General features: G+C 39.5%; 16 protein-coding genes. 5 read left to right on the forward strand and 11 right to left on the reverse strand.

The window, feature by feature from the left end; translation table 11 throughout:
• Positions 1 to 101: 101 nt before the first annotated feature.
• Positions 102 to 512: a hypothetical protein gene (locus QQK05_RS11160; RefSeq protein ID WP_284298559.1), complete on the forward strand. Its 411-nt coding sequence runs from the start codon at positions 102 to 104 to the stop codon at positions 510 to 512.
• Positions 513 to 555: 43 nt separating this feature from the next.
• On the opposite strand, the gene QQK05_RS11165 is transcribed toward QQK05_RS11160, so the two are convergent.
• The 7 genes from QQK05_RS11165 to QQK05_RS11195 all read right to left on the reverse strand — a co-directional run bounded on the left by QQK05_RS11165 (position 556) and on the right by QQK05_RS11195 (position 8,914).
• Entirely contained in the window at positions 556 to 1,221 is a 666-nt protein-coding gene (locus QQK05_RS11165; RefSeq protein WP_284298560.1) for a FlgO family outer membrane protein, read from the reverse strand.
• Between the two features lie 128 nt (positions 1,222 to 1,349).
• A complete protein-coding gene (locus tag QQK05_RS11170) occupies positions 1,350 to 2,552 on the reverse strand; it encodes an ABC transporter permease (protein WP_284298561.1) in 1,203 nt (400 codons plus the stop codon).
• Positions 2,545 to 3,495, reverse strand: a complete 951-nt coding sequence (locus QQK05_RS11175; protein WP_284298563.1) for an ABC transporter ATP-binding protein — start codon at positions 3,493 to 3,495, stop codon at positions 2,545 to 2,547. The genes QQK05_RS11170 and QQK05_RS11175 overlap by 8 nt, the downstream gene beginning before the upstream one ends.
• Before the next feature lie 87 nt (positions 3,496 to 3,582).
• Positions 3,583 to 4,689 carry a DUF481 domain-containing protein gene (locus tag QQK05_RS11180; protein WP_284298566.1) on the reverse strand — a complete coding sequence of 369 codons (1,107 nt, stop codon included), beginning with the start codon at positions 4,687 to 4,689 and terminating at the stop codon, positions 3,583 to 3,585.
• A 140-nt stretch (positions 4,690 to 4,829) separates the two neighbouring features.
• A complete protein-coding gene (locus QQK05_RS11185) occupies positions 4,830 to 7,292 on the reverse strand; it encodes a putative bifunctional diguanylate cyclase/phosphodiesterase (RefSeq protein WP_284298568.1) in 2,463 nt (820 codons plus the stop codon).
• A 13-nt stretch (positions 7,293 to 7,305) separates the two neighbouring features.
• Positions 7,306 to 8,529 carry a hypothetical protein gene (locus QQK05_RS11190; RefSeq protein ID WP_284298571.1) on the reverse strand — a complete coding sequence of 408 codons (1,224 nt, stop codon included), beginning with the start codon at positions 8,527 to 8,529 and terminating at the stop codon, positions 7,306 to 7,308.
• Positions 8,513 to 8,914, reverse strand: coding sequence for a type 2 periplasmic-binding domain-containing protein (locus QQK05_RS11195; RefSeq protein WP_284298573.1), 402 nt, complete (start codon positions 8,912 to 8,914; stop codon positions 8,513 to 8,515). Before QQK05_RS11195 ends, QQK05_RS11190 begins: the two co-directional genes overlap by 17 nt.
• A gap of 539 nt (positions 8,915 to 9,453) precedes the next feature.
• Between QQK05_RS11195 and QQK05_RS11200 the strand changes: the two genes are divergently transcribed.
• A complete protein-coding gene (locus QQK05_RS11200) occupies positions 9,454 to 12,375 on the forward strand; it encodes a TonB-dependent receptor (RefSeq protein WP_284298575.1) in 2,922 nt (973 codons plus the stop codon).
• Positions 12,376 to 12,467: 92 nt separating this feature from the next.
• On the opposite strand, the gene QQK05_RS11205 is transcribed toward QQK05_RS11200, so the two are convergent.
• The 4 genes from QQK05_RS11205 to QQK05_RS11220 form a co-directional block, all read right to left on the reverse strand.
• Positions 12,468 to 13,277 (reverse strand): alpha/beta fold hydrolase, encoded by an 810-nt coding sequence (locus QQK05_RS11205; RefSeq protein ID WP_284298577.1) that lies wholly within the window; start codon positions 13,275 to 13,277, stop codon positions 12,468 to 12,470.
• 10 nt (positions 13,278 to 13,287) lie between these two features.
• Complete coding sequence (locus QQK05_RS11210; protein WP_284298580.1) at positions 13,288 to 13,863, reverse strand: hypothetical protein; 576 nt, start codon at positions 13,861 to 13,863, stop codon at positions 13,288 to 13,290.
• 105 nt (positions 13,864 to 13,968) lie between these two features.
• Positions 13,969 to 16,185 (reverse strand): ATP-binding protein, encoded by a 2,217-nt coding sequence (locus tag QQK05_RS11215; protein WP_284298582.1) that lies wholly within the window; start codon positions 16,183 to 16,185, stop codon positions 13,969 to 13,971.
• Positions 16,154 to 16,825 (reverse strand): response regulator, encoded by a 672-nt coding sequence (locus tag QQK05_RS11220; protein WP_284298585.1) that lies wholly within the window; start codon positions 16,823 to 16,825, stop codon positions 16,154 to 16,156. The genes QQK05_RS11215 and QQK05_RS11220 overlap by 32 nt, the downstream gene beginning before the upstream one ends.
• Before the next feature lie 486 nt (positions 16,826 to 17,311).
• Between QQK05_RS11220 and QQK05_RS11225 the strand changes: the two genes are divergently transcribed.
• From QQK05_RS11225 to QQK05_RS11235, 3 genes are all read left to right on the forward strand, one after another.
• Complete coding sequence (locus QQK05_RS11225) at positions 17,312 to 19,762, forward strand: M1 family metallopeptidase (RefSeq protein ID WP_284298587.1); 2,451 nt, start codon at positions 17,312 to 17,314, stop codon at positions 19,760 to 19,762.
• Between the two features lie 2 nt (positions 19,763 to 19,764).
• Positions 19,765 to 20,280, forward strand: a complete 516-nt coding sequence (locus QQK05_RS11230; RefSeq protein ID WP_284298589.1) for a DUF6702 family protein — start codon at positions 19,765 to 19,767, stop codon at positions 20,278 to 20,280.
• A 151-nt stretch (positions 20,281 to 20,431) separates the two neighbouring features.
• Positions 20,432 to 21,601 carry a MerR family transcriptional regulator gene (locus QQK05_RS11235; RefSeq protein WP_284298646.1) on the forward strand — a complete coding sequence of 390 codons (1,170 nt, stop codon included), beginning with the start codon at positions 20,432 to 20,434 and terminating at the stop codon, positions 21,599 to 21,601.
• The last annotated feature ends 71 nt before the right edge of the window (positions 21,602 to 21,672 follow it).

Here is a 21,672-nt window from a genome sequence, read left to right on the forward strand (position 1 = left end):
ACATAGATCCGCGTGGATAATTACATTAAAAACCACGATAGTAGAAAGATAGAAAACAGGTAAAGATTCTGTAAATTAATTGAAGAATGCGGAGAGCCAATATGAAACGATTTATCATTACCCTAACAGCAATTTTATTATCGACATCAGCTATTGCAGCTTCAACCGTTCAAGAAGGTGTTATTGAGCAATCAGATGCTATTAGTACTAAAGCAGGTAAAGATGGCAAACCGCTTTTAGGTGCTGCGATTGGTGTAGGAATTGGTTCGGCTTTTGGTGACGGTAGTGGTAATGATGCTGCAAAAGTGGTTGGTGGTTTAATGGGTGCTAGACGAGCGGCTTCAAAAAAACAACAAACCGTTTATGGTTGGCGTTATATCATCAAGATTAATGACCGTTTACAAGCTATCGATGTTTGGTGTGATAAACCACAAGCACAGTGTCCGGGCTATGCACAGGGCGAAGAAGTTTACATCATTAACGGCAATGAGTTAGCGGCTAAAACCAAGTAAAACTTATGAACTACAATAAAAAAGCGACATAAAGTCGCTTTTTTTATTGCTCAATTTTAACCCATCGACTTTCATCATATTGGTCTGTCGGTAAGATAGTAATGCCGTCTTTAACAATTTTGTGTTGCTTATCGACTTCTTGGCCCATCGCCCAACGAGGAATAAAAGTTTGTGCAGAAGCCACAACAACGTGTGAGAGCATACCTATCATTCGAGCATTTACAATGTAGCCATCTGCTTGTTCAACCATAGTACCTGTCACGACATAGTCGATTATTTGACGTTGAGAGAGCTCTTCATAGTTACGACTAAAAACAAAATCGCCTTCAGGTGTTACGCGAAAAAAGCCTGTTGACTTGTAATCAACAACAATTAAGCCATTCTTTTGCATGTGATGCATAAAGCTTTCAGCCAACTGATTACCCAACCAATTTGTTGATTCTAAGTCTGATAAATTCACAAATGACGCAACCGCAACCGGTGTATTAGGACTAACAAAGCTACTTTTTTCAAGCATTTGCGTTGTAAGGCCCGCTACCACATTATTCAATTGATGACTCGGCAATTCATCTTCATCAATTGAACGTTCTTCCTCTTCATTCACCATGCGGTCTTGATCGTTAAAGTAGCCGTACTCATCGTCACCATCACTCCATGACGAACACGCAGCTAATACAAATAAACTTATAGCCAAGACAATAAATTTCATTTCAATACCTTCTCACTATCTTTCTTGTTGTAGCAATGCATTTTTCACGCCATAAATGTTAATGATATTTTGACACCACCTAGAAACAAAAAAGGAGCATTAAAGCTCCTTTTTTATTATTACAACTATTACGATGGGTCTTTAATAAACCATTTACACATATCAATAATCTTGGGCTCTTTACCGTACATCGTCATACACATTTTAAATAATCGCGCAGCCGCTGTTCTAATATAAAAACACGTAAGAACAGTCAAACCAAGTGCAACTAATGGCTGCCATACAGGCACATCAATAAGTGACATTTTTACCGGCATAGCGGCAAATGCTGTAAGAGGAAACATACTTAAAAATGACAATGCCCAACCTGAAGGGCTATCTAGGGTAACCATCGTCAAAATGAGTGGCAACAATGGCAGTAACATCATTGCAGATTTACCGCTATGATTAGGATCATCTATTGCTGCGGCAATGGCGGCCATAATACAAGTACAGAAATACACACCCGTTACCGCAAAAACAACAAGCCAAGGCAATAAACTCCAATCAATAAATGAAAAATCTATGCTCTCACCTTCAAGTACCACAGCAGTGAATGCCATAATTAATAGGAAAGTGATCACTATGCTGATCATCGCTTTAATCGCATGAAGCATTTGCCCGAGAATTTTGCCATCAATCCAAGTTTGTGGACTAATGCATGAGTAAAGTTGCTCAGTGACACGTTGTTGCTTTTCACCCGTCACACTAACGAATAGCTGCCCAAACGAAGTAAACACACCAACAGCTATCATAATTAACATCCCAAGCGCGACCGTTTCACTTGAATCTTCTTGAGATTTCACGCTCTCGTCCAAGTATTCTATATCCATGCTAGCACCCTGACGAATAGCTTTTAATTGCGCATCAGACAATCCTAACGTTTGGCTATATTGATCTTTATAATAAGTACGTAGAGAGTTGCGTAAATCATTGAGCCAACTTTGTTTGTCGCGACCAAAAATTTGCAAACTAGGCATTACGCCGTCACCTTTCTGCTCTATAACAACAGCATCCCACTCTTCATTTGTCAGCGCTTTTTTAAGCACTTCAATATCATCTGTTACCGAAGTGAACGTAAACTTATCACTTTCAAGTTCAAACGTGGTTAAAGGTTTAATCGCCACACGATATTCATCAGTATAGTCGTGCTTAATGGTTTGCCATAAGAATACGATCACACCAAAACCAAGCATAATAAGCTTAGAAATAATCTCCTGCTTCCACTTAAAAAAGTGCATGAACTCCCAACTTGCAACAAGCCAAGTTTGCTTTAACGTATTCTTAGGCATATTGCTTCTCCGTTGTTATTTGTGCTCTATCTTCTTTATGTTGTGTAATGGCGTTTAAATAAAGTTGGTGTAAATCAAGGGACTGGCTTTGAATCGACTGGATATCACCAAGTTTTGATAATTTTTCAAGCACTTGATTGATGGTCTGATCCGACTTAAGCAACACTTCAATCTTATTTTCTTGAACCTGATTAAGCGTCCATTCGCTCTGAACGCTCTGAAGTAAGGGTTGATCAACCTGACGATAAGTGACTTTCAAAACGACATTCGTAATCGCTTGTGCGCGAATATCTTCCAACGTACCGTAGAAGACCGCCTCACCAAGATTCATCAACATCATACGGTCAGCAAGCTTTTCAACCATCGCCATTTGGTGAGCACTCAAAATAACGGTCATTCCATTAGCTTTTAAATCAATTAAAAACTCAACGACTTTTTCTTGGTTGATTGGGTCTAATCCAGAGAAGGGTTCGTCTAAGATAACCCACTTAGGACTATGAATCACGGCGCTAATCAATTGAACTTTTTGCTGGTTACCCTTTGATAAGGATTTTAATGGCTCATCAGCTCGATCAGCTAAGTCGAACTTTTCTAGCCAGGTTTTTGCTTCTTTGGTCGCATTATCTTTATCTAAACCGTGCAAACGAGCAAAATAGATTAGGTTTTTAATCACAGATTTTTCGGTATAAAGACCACGGTCTTCAGGTAAATAACCCAGCGCTTGCGAAGGAATATGACTAAAAAATTGCCCATCAAGCTTTAATGAAATTTGTCCATCATCAGGTTTCGTGAATCCCGTTAACATGCGAACAAGAGATGACTTACCGGCACCATTTGGGCCAAGCAGCGCGAAAATTTCTCCTTGGTTTACGTGGAACGAGAGTTGGTTGACGGCGGTAACATCGCCATATGATTTTGTGACTTGTTGAACAGAGAGTTCCATATCAGTCCTTTGAGCGTTAGATTTAACAAATAATTTACATTTATTTCCTTGTAATTGCTAGCGCTTCCAATTGGACTAATTTACCATTTACAATTCAATCCCTAGCGAAATATACGTCTTAAAATCATCTTTTTTCGGGATATTATTAAATTCATCAGGCTGTGGATTTGATTGTCTATCCCAGATAAATGACAGGTCAAGATCGACATCTTCAAATAAGTCATATTCAAATGTCACAAACAACTCGTGTCGCAAACCGCCACTGTCTTTGTCACCGTAATTCACTGAATACTTGGCTTCTATATCAAGATCTTTGTTTATTTCTCGGTCGAAGTGCGTTTCTAAAAAGCCACCAAAAGACTTCTCGCTGTTAGGTAGTCCCTCTTGAACATTAACATAGTAGGTTTTACGGTAACTGGGGCCTATCGAGATATCCCATTCCGTTTTCGGCGTGTCGATAAAGTAATAACCAATACCTGCACCTATCGTGTACTCGTTTTTTAGGTTTTTAAATGGATCTCTTACAGCGTTTAATAATACTGGCCTAAAAAATACTTTTTCTGTATAGAAAATATCGTAAGTCGCGGATAGTGATGTGTTATCTTCGGTTTCAACATTATCCGTTTTGGCTCGTGTCGTGAATAGATCGAGAATTAAACGAGAATCAACGGTACGCCGTTTGCCATTAAATCTCGCCGTCCATTCAGACTGATCGGTGTTTCCTTTATTTAAGCTGTAACCAAAACTAACTTTAATATCCCAAATATCTATGCCTTTGTCTTTTTCACTAGCAATAGTTAACACTTCAAAAAAAGTAAAAGCGTTTTGTTTACCTAGTAACGAGCCATTACGGTCAATAATTTCGATGGGCGCTCTAATGATGCTGCCGTCTCTTAGTTTGATACTGTGGACACGGGCAGAAATAATGGAGTGAATGTCCTTATATTCGATGGTGAGTTTTTTTAATACGTCACTATCGAATGATAATTCATCTTCATAGTAACCCTCAATTTCGCCTTTTATCCACTCACCGGACTTCAACCTAACCCAGTCAAAGATAGGATCTGTCTTTGCTAACTCAACCAATGCGCGCTCTTCATCTGGTAGCGATTCGGAATAAGCGGGTAACAATGCTCCGAAGCAAAGCAAAAAAGCAGCAATGATAAAAACTAATTTTGTTGTTAAATTACTCATCAGATTCTAAATGGTAAAGGTTAAGCTACTAGTTTAATTTTAGTTAAAATACAACGTCTATCAATGGAATGCGAACGATAGATTGCCTAAGTTACCAACTGATACAGTTGCGATAAATTTCAGTAACAAATTGGTCAACGCTAGCTACTGTTCGCTATGGTTGCCGTATTCCCACCAGCGTTAACGGTTAAACGGACAGCTTCTTCAAAAGGTATCGGTTTACTAAAGAAGTACCCCTGACCAATATGGCAGCCCTGATCTTGTAACCAAGCAAGTTGCTCTTGCGTTTCAACACCTTCCGCCGTCACAGTTTTATTCATACTAATTAATAGACTAATTAACGCTGATAATACTTTTTTGCTTGATTTTTGATGGGGGATTTCGCTCACAAAGCTTCGATCAATTTTAACGTTGTTTGCAGGTAAACGACGTAAGTAATTTAATGATGAGTAACCCACACCAAAATCATCAATAGACACTTTTAGCCCCAACGCTTTAAGTTCAAGGCTTCTTTTAATCGCTTCATTGATATCGTGCACAACGGTTTCTTCAACTATTTCAATGTAGAGAAACTTACTGTCTAGATTGTATTTGTACATGCACTTTTCCAACTCATTAACGACTTGAGGTGCCATGTACTTTTCAGCGGTCAAATTAATAGAGCAAATGACATCCAAATCATTGATCGTATTTAGCTGTTTACAGCGTTTGATTCCCTCTTCGATGATCCAGTTTTCTAATTCGACCATCAATTCCGTATCTTTTAAAATAGGTAAAAATTTGTCTGGCGATAGCAAGCCTCTCGTCGGATGATTCCAGCGTATCAATGTTTCAAATCCAAAGAGTTTTTCCTGCTGGATATGGTAAAACGGCTGGAAATATAGTTTGAATTGATGTTCGCTAATTGCATCGGAGAAATCATTGATCAAGGAGAACTGCTCGGCTATTTCACTTTCCATGTGAGGTTTAAAGAAAACATAATGGGTGCTCTTGTCACTTTTAGCACTGTACATAGCAATGTCAGCTTGCTTGATCACATCATTAATTGATGCCTTGTTATCATTAATTACCGTAATGCCGATACTTAACCTAATAGTAAGCTGGTGATCTTCAATATGAGCAGGCTCATTGAAACTTCGCAAAATATCATCAACAACTTTCACAATATTGGTTCTGGTATAAATATCTGAAATTAACACAGTGAATTCATCACCACCGAGTCGAGCAACTAAATCAGTTGAACGAACGCTTCCTTTTAATCGCTTGGCAACGATTTTTAAGACTTGATCACCAAAATGATGTCCCAACGAATCATTGATATGTTTAAACTGATCCAAATCGATAAACAGTAGCGCGATATGGGAACCACTTTGAGAAACTTTGGCTATTTTTTTCTGAAGCGTCATCGTAAAATTTTCGCGATTGGCGATCCCTGTTAGGCTGTCGAATAAGGCCATTTCTTTTAGCTCTTCTTCTCGCTGGCTTACCACAAGATTTAACTCACCCAAGCGTTTTGCAAGCTCATTTGATGACTCTTCTAATACATCGATTTCATCTTGAAATAAGTTAGGCTTGTTGGATTGAGAAAATTGAGCAATGTTTTGCCCTTTCGCTAATGTGGGTAAATAGTCTTTGAGCTTTTTAATACGAGCAATGGGACGCCATAAAACCAAGACAATGGTGACAAACAGCAGCAATAAAGAAGCAAAAGATAACCAAATAAACGTGCGGTAAAACTGTTGATCTAGTTGATGAGTGTTACTAATGTCGTTGAACGTGACTAGATAACTCTTCGACCCCACCTCTAATGGCATTTCAATTGCTTCGATAAAATAGTGACTTTGCCCTATATTGACTCTACCTCCGCTGGCTTGTAGGTCACTAAAGGTATTAGAATCGGCATACTTTTCTAGCGCACTAAACTGAGTAAAATTGTGCTCCTTTCGCATGACGTTCAAACTAATGTTATCTGCCTGACGCAAGAAGGTAATATCGGCACTATCGATACTCTGAGATTGACTAACGATTAATGTTTTTAGATCCAAAATTTCGCGAAACTGAAAAATGGGATTAAATAAATTAGTGATCAAATGAACCACATAATCGTTACTATCGATAACAATGGGAATGAAAAAATGAATGGAACACTCAGTCTGACAATTAAGTGCATTTTCAGGAACACCATTATCAGTCGCCTTTTGAAAATAGACGGCATAATTAAAAACGGGGGGGTTATTACTGTAATGTTTATCAAGTAACACCTGGTTTTTTTTAATGACCCCTAGGTTGGTTGCGCCCCACTCTATAGCCAAGTTTTCCCATTGTTCGTCAAAAAAACTCAACAACTGTTGCTCATTTATCCCTTTGAGATTGAGTACGCGATATAGATTATCTTGAACAGTATAAATATGTCCTTCGATAGCCCGAGTAAAATATGATTGAGACGCTACTTTTACCGCTAGATTTTCTTTAATTAAGCGTTCGTCGAGCTCCTTTTGACTAATGTAGGCATAAAAACTAATCACTAAGCTCTGGAAAATAAACAGGACGACTAAAACTTTCCATATCAAGCCCAAATTACCGAAATACTGTTTATTTGCCATATTTCACCACCAGCTAGAAACTATATGATGCCTGTAACGCAAACATTTCCCAGTACTTATCTTCAACGGTTGGTATTACATCAACCCAAGGAGAAATATAGCCGGTACCTTCGACAAAGTGAGCTTCCGCTTGAACAATCCAACGTTCATTTATTTGCCATTTAATTCCTCCCGTTAAGTCTTTTGCAAAGGCTCCAAAATCTTGACCAATAATGCCTCCAGCGCCTGTAATTTCACCTGCGCGATTATCCGTATCTTGGAAAAACACATCGTAACGTAATAACAACGTGAGTTGTTCTGAGAGTAAATAACGATATTGCACATAGCCGCCATCGCTTACATTTGTTGAACGGACGAGATCTTGGGGCTGAGGTTGTAATTCTACAGGTAAATTTGGCGCAAAAAATTCGAACCCTGCAGAGCTTGAGTCTAAATAGATATATTCAAGTGTTAAATCCCAGTTAGGTGCAAAGTACTGGCTCGAAAATATATATCGCTCATACTCAATAAACCCAGGAGAAACTATTACCGGTGCATTGGGTGCGTTCACCGGTTTAAAGTCAACCTGTTGATCTTCAAAGCCTAAACCCAAAAGCCAATTACCATTAGGTGATTCCCACGATAAATTCAATTTGGTACTTTTATGCGTATCAAAATCCCCTTGTAAAGCGCCGCCAAAAATACTCTCAGTCAACGCATCGTCGACAGGGTTTATCCCATATGACGCTGCCCAATTCCACGTCCCATATTGCGCAAGAACGTTTCCATAAAAACTTATCCCATCATATGAAGTAGAAGAGTTTCTCAATATATCGAGATATACGGATTGTGGCAGGAAAATAGACGGTCTTGCACTAGGAATGTCTCTTGTAGCGTTATAAAGACCATAGTCCGATTTTATCCTACCTATACGCAGTGATAAATTAACGGTTGGTCGACTATATAGACCATAATCAATGAATAAGTAATCGAGGTAAGTGCTCTCTATATCACCCCAATTTCGATAAATAACCTGACCAGAGAGCCTAAAGTTCTCTTGTGTGACATAGCTTGCTTGAAGACCAATTTCTGTCATCTTATAGCTGGTTTCATCTTTACTATCGAAAAATGTATTGGCTGTTGTATGAACTAAACCTTGAGATACAAACCCACCAACATCTATTTTTTGAGCAGATGCAGAACAACTTACAATAACACCAAGCCAGAGCGTAAAAAGCTGTTTATTGGAGCAGTGCATATGTCACTCCTTCAACACTGTTCTCTACATCAATGTAACCAATAGCTCCAGGTGTAGATGCTACTGTTTCAAGCATAGCGCTCTTTGACTCTACAACAATAGGTTTAATCCCAAAGCCACTGAATGCTAATTTTTGCCACCTTCGGTTAAATTGATAGGGGTAGATACCTAACATGTCCTCTACAAATTCCTTATGCAGTTTATCGGTCGTGCGGTAAATGACGAGCGTCACAATAGAGCCGTCAGGCCACACCGTTTTCTGTCCTAAATATATAGACTTAAGTTGTTGTCTGTTTATCGACTGAAGAGCCACTGACTGATTAACAATGACATGTAGTCTTTTTTTAACGATAGCTTTCTGTGCCCCAGCAGAATTGAAGGGCATCAATGTCAATAAAATGAAGAGCACTAGTTTAAAAGTAAAATCCATTTCACGCAGCCGCAGGTATACAGAATTAGAGTGATACCCTAAGTATTGACGTGATTTAAGCTTATTCAAGCTAATTCGCAGAAAATGATGGTTAATTTGTAACAAGGTTAATGACAAGTCCCCCCTCCAACTAATCTACTTGACCAATTAACAGCACAACCATCAAAATTACCCTTGGTTTCCCTATTAGCTCCTGACCAACTGGTAATTGTACTTACAGTAAAGTTTCTGAATAATTTTCAAAATGAAAACCTTGTTTCCTTCGATTAAACAAGACAACAATTTAACCATCAAAAACAACAACTTAAATACAAACATCAAATAAACCCAACATAGCAGGCAACAATATTGGCATGACCAATACATAAAAACAGAGTTAAATAAAATAAATATTTGTCATATCAATGTAAGTAAGATATAAATATAGAGATTAAAAAATATACAAATTGGCATGACCAATAAAAATAAAATGCCTAATCATCGAGGGGAGATGTATGAAAATCAACAAAATAAGCGCTATGTTTGCTCATCGCAGCGCTACGCTAATTAACAAGTCCTTATTTGGCGCTACGTTATCGGCATTACTTTGTGGCACGGCACTCGCAGCCGATGCACAAGATCAAAGCAGTACTGATGATATCGAAGTCATTGAAGTAACAGGTATGCTTGGCAGTATGAAAGAGGCGGCGCGCCTCAAGCGTACCGATGGTCGTATCGTTGATGCCGTTGTTGCTGAAGATATAGGAAAACTGCCTGACAACAACATCGCTGAAGCGCTTCAAAGAATTACGGGCGTATCAATAAATACAGATTTTGGTGTCGGCGATAGTGTGTCTATTCGTGGTTTACCGCAAAACCGTGTTGAATTAAATGGTCGTTCAACAATTGGTGATTCGCGTGGCGGTATCAGCTTACAAGACTTTCCTTCTAGCTTCCTAAAAACTGTAGAAGTTGTTAAGTCACCAACAGCCGATATGATTGAAGGCGCTTTAGGTGGAACCGTTAGCCTACGTACCGTTCGACCGCTTGAACTCGAAGGTTTGACTGGTGCCGCATCTTTAGATGCTGAGTTTGCCGATAAAACAGAAAACTGGGCACCTATTTTTACTGGCTCAATTGGAAATAATTGGGATTTAGGTGAAGCTGGTTCGTTCGGTGCATTACTCATGGTGTCATACCAAGACCGTGAAATTCGTCAAGATGAGTTTTTCAGCCGCGTATTGCCGCAGGATGTTGATATTGCAGGTCTAACATCAAACACAGCAAGCGGTAACTTTGCTGTTAGAGACCAACATACAGTAGAGCAATATGTCGAACAACGTGAGCGCACAGCGATAAACTTATCATTGCAGTGGGCGCCACAGTCAGGCAACAGCATGTTCTACCTTGACCTAAATACAACAGACCGCTCAGGTGAGCAACATGGTAACTCTATTTTAGGTGTTGTCGGTGCTTTTGAGTCAAACTCAGGTACAACGCAAGATGCAAATGGACAAGTGAATAACTATACGCTTGTAAATGACTTTGCTATTCCTAAAACCTACAGTGATTTTCGCGATACAGATGCATACTCACACGCCTTTGGAGGTGAATGGTACGTGTCTGACTCAATCACAATTTCGGGGGAATTTGCGATAGCATCATCAGAAAGTTTCCGCCCAGATTCAGAATTCACATTGCGTCCAATTGAAAAAGCACCATGGTTAGTTGATGGCTCACTCGTCACTCATGTCTACGATGGCGTATTTTCTCAGTCAGGTAATCAATTGCCAAGTATCATTCATTCAGATCCACTTGCATATATTGCCGCTGAAAACCTCTCGCTGCGTACATTTAAATCTGAAGAAAAAATCACTAAGAATGATGAAACCGCATTTCGTTTAGATGTTGATTGGGACCAACCTTTCAATATTGATTGGTTATCAAAAGTGAAAGCTGGTATTCGAGTCACGGAACGTGAATACGAATACGATCAATATAAAGAAGAAATTAAAGACATTTATAAAAAGGCATTCAATGACGCGGATGGCTCTTCTGCAGCACTTTGGATTGACGACTACAATGCAATGTTCCCTGGTAGTTTTACAACGCTTAGCCACAACAATGCTTTCGACCAAATTGGCTTATCAGGCCAAAATGACCTACTAACCTTTGCAACATACAATGGTTTATCAAACCCAGCAGAGGCATATGCACAACTTCAGCAGTTATTGATTGGCACGAACTTAGCAACAACGGGCTCGCTTGCAGATAACTTAGAAAGAAACGAAGGTGCATTTAGAGACATTACTGAAGATACAGCAGCAATCTACATTTCAGCGTACCTAGACTTTGATAGTGTTACAGCGATTGTTGGTGGCCGTTACATTCAAACAGATCTTACGTCTGCTATTTTACGCGATGGCGAGCGAGTTAATGGTGAAAACGACTATAGCGACTTTTTACCTAGCTTAAACTTAACTTATAACTATTCTGATGAGACGTTATTCCGTTTCGCAGCCGCAAAAGTTATGCGCCGTGCTGATTTTGGTCAATTAAGCCCTGCATTTGACATTGATAACTCAATTGTTACAGCGACCCAAGGTGCTATCGACTTAGACCCGTACCGTGCAACGCAATACGACCTATCTGTCGAGCACTATTTTGGTGACGGTAATATGTTCTCATTTGCTGTCTTTTACAAAGATGTTGAATCTTTCTTAAATAATACCTCTACTTGTGTTGCTGATCCTGCAACTGCTGGCCAAAACGTAACTGAATGGCAAAGTGTATGTCAGTTAACGACTGCAGGGGTAGATAATCCAAACCTTGTATACTCAGATAGCACGCAATTCAACGATGCAGACGGTTTTGCTCATGTCGAAGCGCTTCGCGATGCTGGCCTAACGGGTATTGATACAGCCAAAGATACAAATGGTGAAAACGGTACCGTTAAAGGATATGAGATTGGCTACCAACAACACTTTAAGGACTTACCTGGTGCTTGGTCTGGTTTAGGTATTAGTGCTAACTACACATATTCAGATAGTGAACAACCTAATGGCAACCCATTGTTAGATATCTCTAAGAATACTTACAACTTGCAAGCATTCTGGGAATATGAAGGTTTTGCTGTGCGTTTGGCATATAACTACCGTGATAAATTTCTTGATACAGAAAATGAAAAACGTGTAGTTGCAATCAATGCAGATGCCTCTGTGTCAGATGAAGATTTAGTTTATGGTAACAATTACCGAGATGACCGTGGTCAACTGGACTTCTCGGCAAGTTGGGACATCAACGAACACTTTACCGTGGTTGGCAATGCAACAAACTTAACAGGTGAACCATCAGTATTCCTGCATGAGTTAGGTAGCCCATGGAAATATACCGAAGCTGACCGTCGTTACACCATTGGTGTACGTGCGAAGTTTTAAGTTTAAGCCCATATATACCTGAAGGAATAGGTATTCTCCCAGGCGTGAAGCACTTTAGTTATTCAAGCTAAAGTGCTTTTTTTATTGATGAGTTACAATGTTATATCTAAGGCTTTAGGTTGCTGTCGTATCACACTCATTAAAGAACGGCTATTAATGATGCGACTTGAGTCAGCCCCTTTAAATTGAACGATGCGTTGATTCGACCTCTGTGAGAGATCGTCAATTGCACCAACCGTCGAGATATCATCTTTTTTACTATAAAAAATAGTTAACTCACCATCATAGTCATTTATCGCCTGTGTTGCATTAAGGCGCGAGAGCTTGATCTTGTCTTGTTTATACATATCCCGCTTTAAACGATTTAACATGTTGTCTGGTAACCCTTTGCGTTTGCAATAACGTCCAACACTCATGTCGAAATTCAACACTGGTGACAACAGCGTCAAGTTCTCTTGGTAGCGTGATAACCATAAACTATTCCCGAGAATAGATGCAGCTAAGCCATGAGCAACAACATGAGTCGGCTCAGGTAAGCTACGAGTAGCGATATCAAATGCATTAATCCAATTCGGCAAAGAAAGTACTTTTTCTTTAGATTTACTCGGTAACATTTCAATGGCAATGCATTGATAACCTTGCTTAAGTAACTTCTCTATTAACGGCCAATACTCATGTGCATTAGACCAACCATGGACAAGCCAAATACATTTACCATGTCCTGCTTGATAGGTGCGTAACTTACCAAATTTCGTTTTATATACCGTGCGCTTTATCGATTTTGGCCATTTGTGGTGCGTTTCTACAGGCCTCAACATATGTGATTTGACCCATTTATAAGCGCAGTTAGAACATGTTTTGTTTAAGATATTGACCCAGGTTTTTAAAAGCAATTGAGACATGCTATTCACCTCAGGCTTGTTTTCTTGCAGCTGCAAGGTCTGGACAAGAAGGTAACATTTGACTAATCAGCATCAGTAAATCATGCTTTTGAGCGCAATCTTCACAGTACTTAACCAACTTGTAGATTTCTAAATCAAATAAGTAGTTTTTGCTATGAAAGCGCATAAAAATTGCACGTAAACTAGCTAAATGTGTTGGCTGAATTTGTTGTTTAAGGTGCTCAAGCGTGATCAATTTTTCAATACCACATGAAGACTGATCCAACAGAATAATCGTCAACAACTTATCGACGACAGCGGGAGGCATTTTTTTATGATCAAACATGCTGTAAAGCTCAAGCTGTTCATTGACCTGTCCAATAGTGGCCGTTTCTTCACTTAACAAACGCTGGTGGATTTGCTTTTTTTTCTCGATACTCGTTTGACGTGAAATATGATTTGTAGATGATTTATATTGCGATAAAACCTCCTGTCTTAACGTACTATCGACACTAAATGTATCGCTTACATTCCTGCGTTCATATAAGGTTTTGATTAACAACGCTAAGCAAAACATTAACGCGAACATCACTACAATAAAAAACATAGCTAACTTTTCTTCAATTCATCCTGAGTAAAAGTTAACAAATAAATGTGGAGTAAATATGGAAGCTAAGGCTTAAAAGTACTCAGAATAGGCTGTTCATACCAGTTATTTGCCATCATAGATTGGCAATTTAATGACAATTGCAATACCCCCTAACCGTCCTTTTTTCGCAGAAATATTGCCTTGATGAGCGTTAATAATATTACGACATATGGCTAAGCCGAGTCCTGAACCGCCAGTTTTTCGGTTGCGCGACTTTTCTACTCGATATAGACGTTCGAATATCTTATCGAGTTCATCTTCATCGACACTTGGCGCTGTATCTTGCACAACACAAACAATTTCTTTGCCTTTTATAGCTACATTTAAATCAACCATACCCGGTTTATCTGTGTATTTAATGCTATTGGAAACAACATTAGCAAATACTTGCTTGATCCTATCAATATCAATATTGACAACTGCATGCTCAACCGTAAATTGACTCGTCCATGTTAAGTTTTGTGCTTTTACTTCACCGGCAAATTCTGATGACCAAGCTGATAATAATGGTATGACATCAACAGGATGCTTATTAAATGAAAAGCCTTCTACATCAGACAACGCCAACTCATAGATATCACTAATCAAGTGGTTCAAATCCGTAATTTTCGTACTGAGTTTTTGGTAACTTAAATCGACGTCATCGACAAGGTGATAACGAAGAGAGTCTACTTGCAATTTTAGCGCAGTTAATGGTGTTCGTAATTCATGTGATACATCAGCAAGCAACTGATTTTTCTGACTTAATGCGTCTTCATAAAGTTTCGCGCGTAATAGTGCTATTTTTCTTCGCTGACCGAGTAAATAAATAGCTAACACAAGAAAAACGAGGATCAATGCTGCAATAAAAACAATCACAATCATGGTCGAGCGTTGCTCAACGATTTGTTGCTCAGCTTTGTGTCTCTGTTCTTCGAGTTTGGCTACTTTGACTTGCTCTTGAAGCAAGTTAATATCTCTTTTATGACGCTCTAATTCATTAATCCTCTGCTCTGAATCTAATTGCTGTTTTAAATCGTACGCTGCGCTTAAGTGCTCAAAAGCTTCATTAGGTTCATCGAGCTTGTTATATACCTGGCTCAACAGCTCATGCTCTCGTAATTGTCCTTCAAGCAACCCTTTCTTTTGAGTGATTGCTAATGCTCGTTCGAAATAGTCTTTAGCTTCAACATTTTGTTCCGTATCAAAAAAATACTGACCATAGGCACGCCAAACCAACCCTAACTGGTGTTCCGCACCAGACTCAAGAGCAGCTTGTTCTGCAAGATCAATATATAGAAGCCTTTCAGTATTCAGTTCCTGTTGAGTAGCAATTTTGGCAAGTTGTAGATAGGCTCTGGCTAGTACTTGTGGCGCAGAGTGTTTAACAAAAATATTCGCCGCTTTCTCGGTATAGCGAGTTGCTTCATCTAGCAACCCCTGTTTGAGATATATACTCCCAATGCGATGATAGTCATAACCGACGTCTTGCATACTATTGAGCTTCAAGTCGAATTCAAGCGCTTTAAAGTAATACGCCAAAGATTCATCATATTGCTGAGATTTATAATAGAGTTCAGCCAAGCTGAAATAATTTCCAGCTAATGCACCAACGTCATTTCGCTCTTCAAAATAGCGCATCGACCGAATTTGATATTCTGCTGCTAATACCAGATCACCTTCAGAGGCATATAAAACACCTAAATTTCCGTAAATTTCAGCTTCACCTTCCTCGTCTTGGGAAATCTGATATTTATCTAATGCTTTAAAGTAATACTCTTTAGCGTCTAATAACTTCATTTGTAATCGATAGAAAACACCGGTGTGTTGGTAGAGAATACCAAGTTGGGGAGAGTCAGGCTCTGCAAGAGGTAACGCATATTTCTCCATGACTTCTACAGCCTTAGCATATTGATTTGTTGCCCGAAAATACTGAGCATTGCTAACATGCACTTTGATCTGAAGTTCAATAGGCAAGTCGTCGATATTCACCAATAACTCATCAACAATCAATTTGGCTTTATCAGCTTGACTACTTTTTCGGTAACTTCTAGCTAACCTCAATTTGACAAGCACTGCGTCATCGCCGTCGACAAACTTCAACATCTCGCGAAGCTTTTGCTCATTTTCAGGTGTCGCTGCATCGATTTGGGCAAGCTCCGTTGTAATATCAACAGCAGCTTGAGCAAACGTGCCGAAAGATATAACAGAAAATAGCGCTACCATTAGCCTAAAGCTAATTGCATTCTTTATTGTTGTTAACAATCGTTTAAGATAATGAGAAACGATAACCTGCACCATATACCGACTCTATCGGATTTTCAGTAACTCCCGCCTGCTTAAACTTATTGCGAATTTTCTTCACATGGCTGTCTATTGTGCGGTCAGTAATATGACGATATTGAGGATAAGCTTGTTGTAATATTTGCTCTCTCGAATAGATGCGTTCAGGGTTATTGTAAAGCAACGAAAAGAGATTATATTCAAGCGTTGATAAGTCGACAGGCTTGTCTTGATATACTACTTTAGCTTGTTCAGGAAAAACACTCAGTTTGCTGTAGCTCACCTGCCCCTGCGTTCTCTGCAAGAGTGTTTTAGTACGCAAAATGAGTTCCATAATGTCAAAAGGTTTACACACGTAGTCATCAGCGCCCGACTCGAGGCCAACATACTTATCTGTTTGCTCAACTTTAGCCGTAAGCAAAATTATGGGCACATTACTAAATTCTCGAATGGCTTTGCAGCAGTCAATCCCATTAACATTGGGTAGCATGATATCAAGTATGACAATGTCAGGTTGATAGCTTGTTACAGTGTCAACGACATAAGCACCGTCATTGACGAGGTGGGTATCAAAATTGTGATGTTGATAGAATAAGACCAAGCTATCGGCAATGTCAGCATCGTCTTCTACAATAAGTATTTTTTTATTACGACTCATTTGTTCTGGCTGCTAGTTCCCTCTCTCAGCATATTTTGTAAACCATATACTTATATTACTCGCAATTGAGGAATCTACCAAGCAAGCACCTTGATTTTCCTTTTTATTTCCTCAATTCAACTGATTTTTAATAAACACACGTATATTAAGTTAGTTCGCGTGTTTTTTACGCTAAGTTGCAAGCATATCCACTTTACTATTTTTTGGAGTAAAGGCATTATGTGTGGCTAACTAGTTATAGCGTTTTGTTACATTATCACACTTATAAATTGGTGAATTTATTCCGATAAATGATAACGTAATTGACGTGCGTGGACGTTCTCGATGGTTAGCATCGCTCTTCCGACACATCGTAAATAAAATAAGTGTTCTCGCACTTACTTGCGATTATAACTTCGCGTATAGCCGTCAGCCTAATAGCTTACACAGTACCAAACTGACATGCTGTAGATGGATTCATAAACCAACAATTAAAACTGAAGAAACATGAAAGTAAAAAACTACATTTCATTGGCTTTATTGTTACCAATTACGTTTGCGAGTGCGGTTAGCGCCTCTGCAATTAAGCAAACAAAAGGTGACTTTGAAGACAAGTTCCGTCAATTAGAAGAAGTTTTACCTACGCCAAACGTATACCGTAACGCAGCGGGTGAACCAGGCGAAAACTACTGGCAACAACAAGTTGACTATAAAATCAAAGTCTCTTTAGACGAAGAAAAGCGTCGTTTAACCGGTAGCGAAAAAATCACCTATCAAAACAACTCTCCGTACAAATTAAAGTACCTATGGGTTCAGCTTGATCAAAACATTTTCAAAGAAGACTCGATTGCTAATATGTCAAATAACTTTGGCGGTATTGGTAATCGTGGCCCAGCAGCTTCTGCAGGTGACGGTAGCAAGCCAGCAAAATTGAGCTTAGGCACACTTCGTCGTCAGCAATTCTTAGCGGATAACGAAGTTGGTTACGAAATCAGCGCAGTAAAAGACAGCAAAGGTAAGCCATTAACGTTTACTATTGTTGGTACACAAATGCGTATCGATTTACCTAAGCCGTTAAAATCAGGCGATAACGTTAAGTTCTCAATTGATTTTGCTTTTAACATTGTCGAAGAAAATGCGGTATCTGCACGTTCAGGTTACGAAAAATTTGAAGACGGCAACGACATTTTCTTACTAGCTCAGTGGTTCCCACGCCTACACGCATACACTGACTACGAAGGTTGGAACAACAAAGAATTCTTAGGTCGTGGTGAATTTACCTTAGAATTCGGTGACTACGAAGTAGAAATCACTGTACCAGCTGATCACATCGTATCTTCTACCGGTGTATTAACTAACCCGAAAGACGTACTAACTAAAACACAGCGCAACCGTTTAGAAGAAGCGAAAACTGCTAAACGCCCTGTATTTATTGTTACTGAAGAAGAAGCATTAGAGAACGAGAAAGAAGGCACTGACAAGCGTAAAACTTGGAAGTTTAAAGCTGATAACGTTCGTGACTTTGCTTGGGCTTCATCACGTACATTTATGTGGGATGCAAAAGGTTACAAACAAGGTGGCGATGTACAAGACTTTGTCATGGCAATGTCTTTCTACCCAGTAGAGGGTGGCGACTTATGGAAGAAATACTCTACCGAGTCAGTTATCCACACCATGGAAGTTTATTCTCGCTATTCATTTGATTACCCATACCCTACTGCACAATCAGTAAATGGTCCTGTAGGTGGTATGGAATACCCAATGATCACGTTTAATGGTCCTCGTACTGAATTACGTAAAGATGGCTCGCGTACTTATTCACAAGCCGAAAAACGCTTCCTTATTGGTGTTGTTATCCACGAAATTGGTCACATTTACTTCCCAATGATCGTTAACTCTGACGAGCGTCAATGGACTTGGATGGACGAAGGTCTCAACAGCTTCTTAGACGGCGTTGCAGGTCGTGAATGGGATCCAAACATTCCATGGGGTGTTGAGCCGCGTGATATCGTTGGTTACATGAAGTCGCAAAACCAAGTGCCAATTATGACGCAATCAGACAGCGTTTTACGCCTTGGTCCTAACGCTTACACTAAGCCTGCTGCTGCACTTAACATTTTACGAGAAGTGATCTTAGGTCGTGATTTATTCGACTTTGCATTTAAAGAGTTCTCAGAGCGTTGGATGTTCAAGCGTCCTACACCTTCTGATTTCTTCCGCACTATGGAAGAAGCATCTGGTGTTGATTTAGATTGGTTCTGGCGTGGTTGGTTCTACTCAACAGATCACGTTGATATCTCTATCGACAAAGTTTACAAGATGCGTATGGATACTAAAAATCCAGACATCGATTACGGCCGTTTACGTGACATTGAAAACGACAAGCCATCTTCATTATTCGTAGAGCGTAACAAAGCTGAAGGTAAGGAGTTATGGATTGACCGTAACCCTGACGTTCGTGACTTCTACGACGAAAATGACCGTTTCACTGTAACGAACAAAGAGCGTAACGCATACAACAAATTCCTTAAAGGCTTGAAGCCATGGGAACGTGAAGTATTTGATCGTGCCGTAAAAGAAGACAAAAACTACTACGTATTAGAGTTCTCTAATAAAGGTGGTTTAGTTATGCCTATTTTATTACAGCTAACTTATGCTGACGGCTCAACTGAAGACCAGTACATTCCAGCTGAAATCTGGCGTCGTACTCCGAAAAACGTTCGCAAGTTAATTGTCACTGACAAAGAAAAAGAACTTGTTAGCGTTGCGGTTGATCCAGGTTGGGAAACAGCTGACGTAGACGTAGAAAACAACTACTACCCACGTCGCATTATCCCTTCTCGCGTTGAAGCATACAAAGCGAAGAAGAGCACACAGAAAGTTCGTCGTGACATCATGAATGATATCAAAACTGAACTTAAAGTTGATGAAGACAAAAAAGAAGAGAAGAAGGACTAATAATGCCTAAAGGCTTATTCGTTTTATTCGCTGCAGTAAGTCTATTAGTCGTGAGCCTGCTCACTACTAATAGCGCTTATGCACATCAGCAAAAAGCAGCAGAAACAACGGTTTTATTCAATAAAAACTCTGGGCATTTAGAGATAATGCACCGTTTTTACCTCCATGACACAGAGCATGCCGTTGAGGACTTATTTGATGACAAACAGGCCGACATCTTGGATTCAGATAAGACTCAACAGCAATTTGCTGACTACGTTGCGACACAGTTTTATGCCAAAACGTTAGCGGGCAAAGATGTTGCGTTAAATACTGTTGGTTATGAAGTTGATGGTAAATTCTTCTGGGTTTATCAAGATGCACCTATGCCTAAGACAGAAAAAGGTCTGAAACTTTATAACGGTGCTTTACGTGACCTTTGGCCGACACAAATCAACATGGTAAATGTTGAAGGTAAGGGCGATGTAAAAACTTTGTATTTCAAAGACAATGAAGACTGGATAGAAGTTAAATTCTAAACAAGTTCTGCGACTAACCATGAAAAAAAACCGAAGCCTAGCTTCGGTTTTTTTATTGCGTGAATAACTTATTTTTGTCAATTGTCACAGTTGACCTGTCTATTACTTTATAGTTTACAGTACAAAACTGTCTAAACTACAAGGTGCGATGATGTACAAAATTTCAGAGCTTGCCAAAAAAATAGGTCTGTCTAGAACAGCACTGCTTTACTATGAAAAACAAAACCTTATCAAAGGGCAACGACTTGATAACGGTTATCGTGTTTATTCAGAACAAGACTTGCAAAGAATTTTGCTCATTCAACACCTACAACTTGGAGGTTTAACTCTAAAAGAGTGCAAGCAATGCCTCGAAGCCAAGTTAGATAAAGGGTTATTGCATAAGCGTTTAGACGCACTTAATGTGGAAATAGCACAAAAGCAACAAGCAAGAAGCTTCTTGCAGGCATTGGTTGGCGAAGGGGAATTGAAACCCTGGCATGAAAAGCTAAATGCCGTCGCACCAGAAGCCCATATTGACTGGCTAAAAACGCAAGGCTTTGACGAAAAAGAAGCACTTAGACTTAAATGGTTATCAAAAAATATGAATGAACATGACAACTACATGAACGACTTTATGAGCATTTTCAGTACACTAGAGTATTGGGGGCCCGGCAGTAAATCAGATACTAAAAAAGCATTTAACGTCATTTCACCGTCGCCAAAAAAGATTTTGGAGATGGGCTGTGGTAAGGGTTTAGCAACACTGACGCTTGCAACTGAAAGTGAAGCACAAATAACGGCAATTGATAATGAACAGTCTGCACTTGACGCACTCACCAATCGTTTTTCAAGTGAGGGACTATCAGAGCGTTTAATAACCGTATGCGCGAGCATGTCTGATATACCATTTTCTAGCGAAAGCTTTGACCTCACCTGGGCTGAAGGCAGTGCTTATATTATCGGCGTTGAGAAAGCACTATCGCTGTGGAAACCGGTGTTGAAACCGAGCGGACATTTTGTATTTAGCGATATGGTTTGGTACACAGACGAACCAAGTGAAGTAGCTGAAACATTTTGGCGTCAGGAATACCCAGACATGCAGCAAATCGATACACGAGTCAAACAGATCGAAAATGCTGGCTATCGTGTGCTCAAGCATTTCAATCAAAGTAAAGAGGCGTGGAATAACTACTACCACCCCCTTAGCAAGCGACTTGATGAAGTTCGACCAACAATGGAGAAGTCACCAGCATTTAACGATATTGAGCAAGAAGTTAACATTTGCACTCAGTACGCTGATGAGTTTGGCTACCATATGTTCGTTGTAGAGAAAGCGTAATATTACGTTTCTTATTCTCAAAAAAAGCCCAATATTGTTTCATATTGGGCTTTTAGGCTTGGCGAAATAGC

It is taken from the genome of Thalassotalea loyana (assembly GCF_030161435.1).
Taxonomy (GTDB): domain Bacteria; phylum Pseudomonadota; class Gammaproteobacteria; order Enterobacterales; family Alteromonadaceae; genus Thalassotalea_G; species Thalassotalea_G loyana.

What these genes read in the sequence shown, in the direction of transcription:
- QQK05_RS11160 (WP_284298559.1), top strand. Translation starts at nt 102, where the DNA reads ATGAAACGATTTATCATTACCCTAACAGCAATTTTATTATCGACATCA.
- QQK05_RS11165 (WP_284298560.1), bottom strand. Translation starts at nt 1,221, where the DNA reads ATGAAATTTATTGTCTTGGCTATAAGTTTATTTGTATTAGCTGCGTGT.
- QQK05_RS11170 (WP_284298561.1), bottom strand. Translation starts at nt 2,552, where the DNA reads ATGCCTAAGAATACGTTAAAGCAAACTTGGCTTGTTGCAAGTTGGGAG.
- QQK05_RS11175 (WP_284298563.1), bottom strand. Translation starts at nt 3,495, where the DNA reads ATGGAACTCTCTGTTCAACAAGTCACAAAATCATATGGCGATGTTACC.
- QQK05_RS11180 (WP_284298566.1), bottom strand. Translation starts at nt 4,689, where the DNA reads ATGAGTAATTTAACAACAAAATTAGTTTTTATCATTGCTGCTTTTTTG.
- QQK05_RS11185 (WP_284298568.1), bottom strand. Translation starts at nt 7,292, where the DNA reads ATGGCAAATAAACAGTATTTCGGTAATTTGGGCTTGATATGGAAAGTT.
- QQK05_RS11190 (WP_284298571.1), bottom strand. Translation starts at nt 8,529, where the DNA reads ATGCACTGCTCCAATAAACAGCTTTTTACGCTCTGGCTTGGTGTTATT.
- QQK05_RS11195 (WP_284298573.1), bottom strand. Translation starts at nt 8,914, where the DNA reads ATGCCCTTCAATTCTGCTGGGGCACAGAAAGCTATCGTTAAAAAAAGA.
- QQK05_RS11200 (WP_284298575.1), top strand. Translation starts at nt 9,454, where the DNA reads ATGAAAATCAACAAAATAAGCGCTATGTTTGCTCATCGCAGCGCTACG.
- QQK05_RS11205 (WP_284298577.1), bottom strand. Translation starts at nt 13,277, where the DNA reads ATGTCTCAATTGCTTTTAAAAACCTGGGTCAATATCTTAAACAAAACA.
- QQK05_RS11210 (WP_284298580.1), bottom strand. Translation starts at nt 13,863, where the DNA reads ATGTTTTTTATTGTAGTGATGTTCGCGTTAATGTTTTGCTTAGCGTTG.
- QQK05_RS11215 (WP_284298582.1), bottom strand. Translation starts at nt 16,185, where the DNA reads ATGGTGCAGGTTATCGTTTCTCATTATCTTAAACGATTGTTAACAACA.
- QQK05_RS11220 (WP_284298585.1), bottom strand. Translation starts at nt 16,825, where the DNA reads ATGAGTCGTAATAAAAAAATACTTATTGTAGAAGACGATGCTGACATT.
- QQK05_RS11225 (WP_284298587.1), top strand. Translation starts at nt 17,312, where the DNA reads ATGAAAGTAAAAAACTACATTTCATTGGCTTTATTGTTACCAATTACG.
- QQK05_RS11230 (WP_284298589.1), top strand. Translation starts at nt 19,765, where the DNA reads ATGCCTAAAGGCTTATTCGTTTTATTCGCTGCAGTAAGTCTATTAGTC.
- QQK05_RS11235 (WP_284298646.1), top strand. Translation starts at nt 20,432, where the DNA reads ATGTACAAAATTTCAGAGCTTGCCAAAAAAATAGGTCTGTCTAGAACA.